The 720-nt window shown below is 40.4% G+C and carries 1 protein-coding gene; it reads left to right on the plus strand.

The window, feature by feature from the left end; genetic code table 11:
- Positions 1-413, plus strand: a 413-nt coding sequence (locus AC0QH1_RS14890; protein ID WP_324631972.1) for a hypothetical protein, incomplete at its 5' end; no start/stop codon positions are given.
- Positions 414-720 lie beyond the last annotated feature (307 nt).

The following is a 720-nucleotide window of genomic DNA, read 5'->3' on the forward strand; positions in this document are numbered from 1 at the left end:
TCGTAGGGCTTAGGCTGGTCAGCTACCTAAAGTCAGGGGCTAGAAGCCCCGTCTCTTTAGAGCGGGGTGCTGACAGTAGCCGCTTGCATAGGATGGATCTGAACTCTACATTTCCTATTGTGTCGGTTTTCGGCTATTATTTCATCGGTGAAATCGCTCTTTTTGACTCCGTATTTTCACGGATTTTTTTCTCCGTGAAAATACGGAGGTATTTTTTCGATTCCAGCAGCCTTTCCATGACGAAGGTTTTGCGGCGCGATGAGTCATTTTGCGGCTTGACAACTAGCTCGAACTATGGTAAAAAAATGGCCAAAATTCTGGCAAATCCGATCGAGGCGCTCCCTGTGGCTGGGGCGATCGCCTTGCTCTTTTTTACGAAAGAAGGACGAGAGTTTGAAAGCTACGTTTTTTAAAACGTAGATGAAAAACGTACGGCGACTTTAGTCGCCTTTAAAAATAAGTCAAAAAGGTTGTCATTTCTTATTTTTTAATGTTATAATTGTATCGTGGAGGTGATAAAGATGTATGGATGCCAACAAGAATTAATTAAAGGGAAAAGGGAAAAGGGAAAATTTTATTATTCACTATTCACTATTCACTATTCACTATTCACTATTCCCTAGTTAATGCCGATATTAATGCTGCATCTAATATCCTCAAAAAAGTAGCGACAACTTTAGGATTTTCTCTTAAAGGAGTTGGTAGAGGCACTTTGATAAT

Source organism: Phormidium sp. CCY1219, assembly GCF_055795085.1.